The sequence below is a fragment of the Streptomyces sp. ID05-39B genome (assembly GCF_033794725.1).
In the GTDB taxonomy this organism is placed as follows: Bacteria; Actinomycetota; Actinomycetes; order Streptomycetales; family Streptomycetaceae; genus Streptomyces; species Streptomyces bobili.
The window spans coordinates 1-5098 of record NZ_JARGEF010000383.1; the positions used below are offsets into that span (position 1 = coordinate 1).

Here is a 5098-nt window from a genome sequence, read left to right on the forward strand (position 1 = left end):
GGGGGGTTCTTGTTGGTGCGGGTCGGGAAACCCGTATGGGAAGTGCCACGGGGTCGGAGCCTGACCCGCCGCCCACCCAGACGCCCTCGACATCTGTCGGTACGGCCCGCCCGGCATGCCTGGCGGGCCGACGGCTCTTCTGGCCTCAGCATCCGGGGGCAGGCGCCACACTCCTACGCCGTACGCCCGTACCGTCCCTACTCCGCGAAGCCGCCACGCCACCCCGCATGCAGGCGAGACGCGATCGCGGCCCCTGGCCCCTGGCCCCTGGCCCCTGGCCCCTGGGACATGCCAGAGCCACGGTGCCGGTTGAACTACTTGGGGTCCGTGGCCTTCTGTTCCCAGTGGGTGCGGTGGTAGCGGACGTACTCCGGGTGAACCGTGTGTTCGTCGCTCATGTGGAGCTTCGGTCGGAGGTCCACCCCAAACAGGCCCACCCGCCGGATCACGGACCAGTCTTCGTCGATGACGACGGCGCCGATGTCGAGCCGAACGTGACAGTTGGGACAGAGGCAAAGGATGTTGGGTTCGACATCGGGGCCGTGATGGGGCTTTCCCAGCGGTCGTATGTGGGCGCCCTCGCTGTACGGCTTACCGTCCGGCCCCACCATGCGGAGGCCACACAGCTGGCACTCCCCTTCGTAGAGCTTCTTAATCCGCTTCGCGGCAGCCGTGTCCCGGATGAGGCGGCGCACTCGCATGCTGCGCGCTTCCGGAAACTTCTCCGCGGTCTGTGCCGCGCCCGGCTGACCTTCCTGCCCGGGCGGGTCATCGTCTTGTTCGTCGTCGAGCTCGTCGAGTACCGCGACGACGCGGCGTTCGAGATCGGTCTGCGCCTGTTCAGGCTCCGGCAGACGCCTCAGATCAAACTGACAGATTTTGATCGGCGATCCGTCGGGCGCAGGAGACCTGGACGTCGCCGTGCGGAGGTCTGTGATCTCGTACAGGCCGTCGTACCTGTAGCAGTCGTTCGGCGAGTAGCGCGGGTCTCCTTCGTAGCCCCGGATGACACGGATGGGATGGGCCCTCTCGTAGCTGAGCCGCATGGCAGCGTTGTCCGTGTACGACCACGACTGGCTGCGGAGTAACCTGCCGCTGGCGTCCTTGTCCTTGCCTTCTGAAGCGCCGGTGTAACGAATCCAGTCCCAGTGATCTTCGTCGTCCTCGTAGCCGCCGTGCAGGACGATCGCATCTCCGACCTTGTTGCCGTCCTCGTCATAGAGCCACGAGATGCCCTTCTGGTTCGTCTGGTGCAACTTGGCGCGCTGCACGTCTAGCCGCCGATGGAAGACCTCGCCGACAGGCACACCCAGTATGTGTCCGATGACTCGTTCGATTCTCACTCGCCCATAATTGAGCGAGTCTGATCAATATTGTCAAACCCCTTTCAGCTGCAGGCCAGTTGGAGCTGCGAAGACTCGCCATAAGGGACAACCTCGGACCTAGATGTCAGAGCCCTCTGTTAGACATGAGCCAGTTGCTCGAGCGATCAAGGGAGCTGGCATGTCTGAGCTGGAGGATCTGTCCCACCCCGTCTCGGGCCTGTATGAGCAACTGATCACGCTGCGCTTCGAGCAGAAGCTCAAGGAGCTCGCCCAGCTTGGCTGGCACCCGGTGAGCGACCCAGTCGGGCCCGAATCGGTCCCCCATGTGCTTGCCCGGCATGTCTCTCGCACCGTGCAGCGCGTGCTGCGGAATCTTCCTGCTGAAGATCGTGTGCACGCGGCGAACCACATCCTGGAGTCCATCAGCACGCTTGAGGGAGCCCAGGAATGGGTGGACCTCGTCGCTGAGGGCCCTCGCCAGCTCTTGGCGATGACGCAGCAGGAAGCACCAGGAGTGTTTGCGGTACGGCCCGGCATCCCACTCTCAGACACTGCGCTCCTCACCAACGCCCCCGACGATCCCAGCCTCGGTTTTGAACTGCGAGCAGAGCTGGCAACCGCCGACCACGTGGATCTCCTGTGCGCCTTCGTCAAATGGCACGGGCTGCGGGTCATCGAGCGATCCTTGCAAGCAGCCCACGCGCGGGGCGTACCCATACGGGTCCTCACCACGACGTACATCGGCGCCACCGAGCGACGCGCACTGGACCGCTTGGTACGGGACTTCAACGCTGAGGTCAAGGTCAACTACGAGACGCGGTCGACTCGGCTACACGCCAAGGCATGGCTGTTCCGCCGAAAGAGCCGCTACGACACGGCATACGTCGGCAGCTCGAACCTGTCGAAGGCAGCACTCCTCGACGGGCTGGAGTGGAACGTTCGCCTGTCCTCCGTAGCTACGCCGGATGTTCTACGCAAGTTTGAGGCGACGTTCGAGTCGTACTGGAGTGACCCCACCTTCGAGACATACGACCCCGATGCTGATGGTGGCCGTCTCCAGGAGGCGCTGACCATCGCAGGCGGAGCCCCTTCTGCAGACCGACCCATCACGTTGTCCGGCCTTGAAGTGCGGCCGTACCCCTATCAGCGCGACATGCTCGAGCGCCTTGACGTCGAGCGTGAGGTCCACGATCGGCACTGCAACCTCCTGGTAGCGGCGACCGGCACAGGCAAGACCGTCATGGCAGCGCTCGACTACAAGCACCTGCGGCAGAGGTACGGCCGCGACCTGCGTCTCCTCTTCGTCGCCCACCGTAAAGAAATCTTGCAGCAGTCCATGCGGACGTACCAGGAGATCCTTTTCGATGCGAACTTCGGCGAGTCCTTCCACAGCGGCGAGATCCCGGAGCGGTGGACTCATGTCTTCGCGAGCGTCCAGTCACTGCATGCACGGGCCCTGGAGCGCCTCGCTCCGGACCACTTCGACGTCATCGTGATCGATGAGTTTCACCACGGGACCGCTCCGACGTATCGCAAGATCATCGATCACTTCCAGCCGTTGGAGCTGCTTGGCCTGACCGCCACTCCAGAACGCATGGATGGCAAAAGCATCCAGGACGAGTTTTTCGACGGCCGCATCGCCGCCGAAATGCGGCTATGGGAAGCCCTGGACAACGAACTGCTGTGCCCTTTCCACTACTTCGGAGTTAGCGACAACACCGATCTGAGCACTGTGGTGTGGAAACGCGGAGCATACGACGCGGGCTCACTCAGCAACATTCTGACCGGCGACACGGTCCGCGTTGGCCTCATCGTGAAGGCCGTCAAGGAAAAGGTGTCCGACCCCAGTCGGATGCGGGCGTTGGGGTTCTGTGTCTCGGTCGCTCACGCGCACTTCATGGCCGAGTCCTTCCGGGCGGCTGGTATCAACTCGGTCGCCGTGTCTGGGGACACTCCGGCAGCTGAACGACGGCAGGCACTCGCCGATCTGAGATCCGGGGCGGTTCAGGTGGTCTTCTCGGTCGACCTCTTCAACGAAGGCGTCGACGTGCCCGACGTCGATACCTTGCTCCTGCTCCGTCCTACCTCGAGCGCGACCGTGTTCCTCCAGCAACTCGGGCGGGGGCTGCGTCGCTCTGACAACAAGGCGGTGTTGACCGTCCTGGACTTCATTGGCCAGCACCGCAAGGAGTTCCGCTTCGAGAACCAGTTTCGCGCCCTGACGAACCTCACCCGCAAGCGGCTGCTGGACCACATCGAGCACGACTTCCCGCAGCTCCCCTCCGGCTGCGCGATCCTGCTAGAGGAGAAGGCGAAGCACCGGATCATCACCAATATCAAGGAGCAACTCAGCGTCAACGTCACCACGTTGGCGCGCGAAGTCGCTGACTACGGTGAGGCACGTCTCAGCCGCTACCTGGATGAAAGCGGCCGAGACATCAAGGAGGTGTACCGGGGCAGCGGAAACTCCTGGACGGCACTGCTGCGCCGTGCCGGCCTGATCGACCGCGAGGCGCCCGAAGGTGAGATCGCGCTCCTCAAGCGAGTGCCTGCCTTCCTCCACATCGACGACCCGCTACGCGTGGACGCATACACGCGCATGTTGGAAGACAACGCCCCTGCCTACAGTGACCTCGACGAACAAGGACAGGCTTACGCGCGCATGCTGTTCTTCCAGCTCTGGCCGGTGGGCGGTGTGACCAGAAAGGGCTACGCAAGCTACGACGCGGGGTTTGCTTCTCTTCGGAAGCACCATGCCGTTCGCAGCGAGCTGCACCAGGTGCTGGCGCACAACCTTGCCCACACCGAGCACGTTCCGATCCCGCTCCTCGGGGTGGCCGGGGACCGGGGCATTCCATTGACAGTGCACGCCTCCTACAGCCGCGAAGAGATCCTTCCCGCGCTCGGCCAGGCCGACATCGGGGCCTTCATGCCGGGTGACTTCCGTGAGGGCGTGAAGTGGTGCGAGTCCATCAAGACCGACGCGCTCCTCATCACCCTGGAGAAGGACGAGAAGGACTTTTCTCCTCAGACGCGTTACCGCGACTTCGCACTGAGCGAGACCCGCTTCCACTGGGAATCTCAGCACCAGACCTCGGAAACGTCTCCGACGGGGTTGCGGTACCAGCACCACGTGGCGCAGGGCAGCAAGGTTTTGTTGTTCGTCCGCCGCTACAAAACCACCGACATTGGCGGCGCTCAGCCATGGATGCTGCTGGGCCCTGCCGAGTTCGAGAAGCACGAGGGCAGCAAGCCGATGGCCATCACTTGGAAGCTCGAGCACCCGCTCCCGGCAGATGTGCTGACATACGCCAAGGCCGTAGCAGCAGGCTGACCCTCATAGATGGGCTTGCACCGCGTTCAGTTCGGCCTCGAAGTTCATCTGGGCACGTTCGAGGATCTCGTCCGTGTCGTGGCCATGCGCCTGTAGCCAGTGCAGGAGGTCAGCGATGACGTCGATGGCGGCAGCCTCTGCCGCCATCGCACCCAGCCGACTTCGCCGGGATGTGCCGAGCAGCTCACCGTCTCCGTAGAAGCTGAGAACTGTTTCGGCTCGCGCCACGCGCGACGACCTGCCTGCGCGACCCGCGGGCGCTGTCGGTACGGCGGCGAGCTCGCACCACGTCACCTTGCAGTCATCGTGCAATTCAATGCCCCAGCGATCCGCGAGGGCATCCACTAGCCTCGATCTTGCGTGACGGTCCGCCGACGGAGTCGGTGGACCGTTTTCGTGCTGTGGGCTGAGGCTGGGCAGGTTGAGGGCCCGAGTGTCG

General features: G+C 63.7%; 3 protein-coding genes and 1 pseudogene. 2 read left to right on the forward strand and 2 right to left on the reverse strand.

Annotated elements, in window-relative coordinates:
* Positions 1 to 64 (forward strand): SEC-C metal-binding domain-containing protein (locus P1P75_RS42115; protein WP_369076357.1); only part of this gene is annotated, 64 nt, incomplete at its 5' end.
* A 250-nt stretch (positions 65 to 314) separates the two neighbouring features.
* Here P1P75_RS42115 and P1P75_RS39560 read toward each other — a convergent pair.
* Positions 315 to 1343 (reverse strand): YDG/SRA domain-containing protein, encoded by a 1029-nt coding sequence (locus tag P1P75_RS39560; protein ID WP_319264471.1) that lies wholly within the window; start codon positions 1341 to 1343, stop codon positions 315 to 317.
* Positions 1344 to 1503: 160 nt separating this feature from the next.
* Between P1P75_RS39560 and P1P75_RS39565 the strand changes: the two genes are divergently transcribed.
* Positions 1504 to 4659, forward strand: coding sequence for a DUF3427 domain-containing protein (locus tag P1P75_RS39565; protein ID WP_319264472.1), 3156 nt, complete (start codon positions 1504 to 1506; stop codon positions 4657 to 4659).
* A 3-nt stretch (positions 4660 to 4662) separates the two neighbouring features.
* On the opposite strand, the pseudogene P1P75_RS39570 reads toward P1P75_RS39565, so the two are convergent.
* Positions 4663 to 5098: pseudogene (locus P1P75_RS39570) on the reverse strand (ATP-binding protein); the annotation flags it as partial.

Excerpts from the sequence above, each read along its gene's own strand:
- P1P75_RS39565 (WP_319264472.1), top strand. The coding sequence starts at position 1,504 with ATGTCTGAGCTGGAGGATCTGTCCCACCCCGTCTCGGGCCTGTATGAG.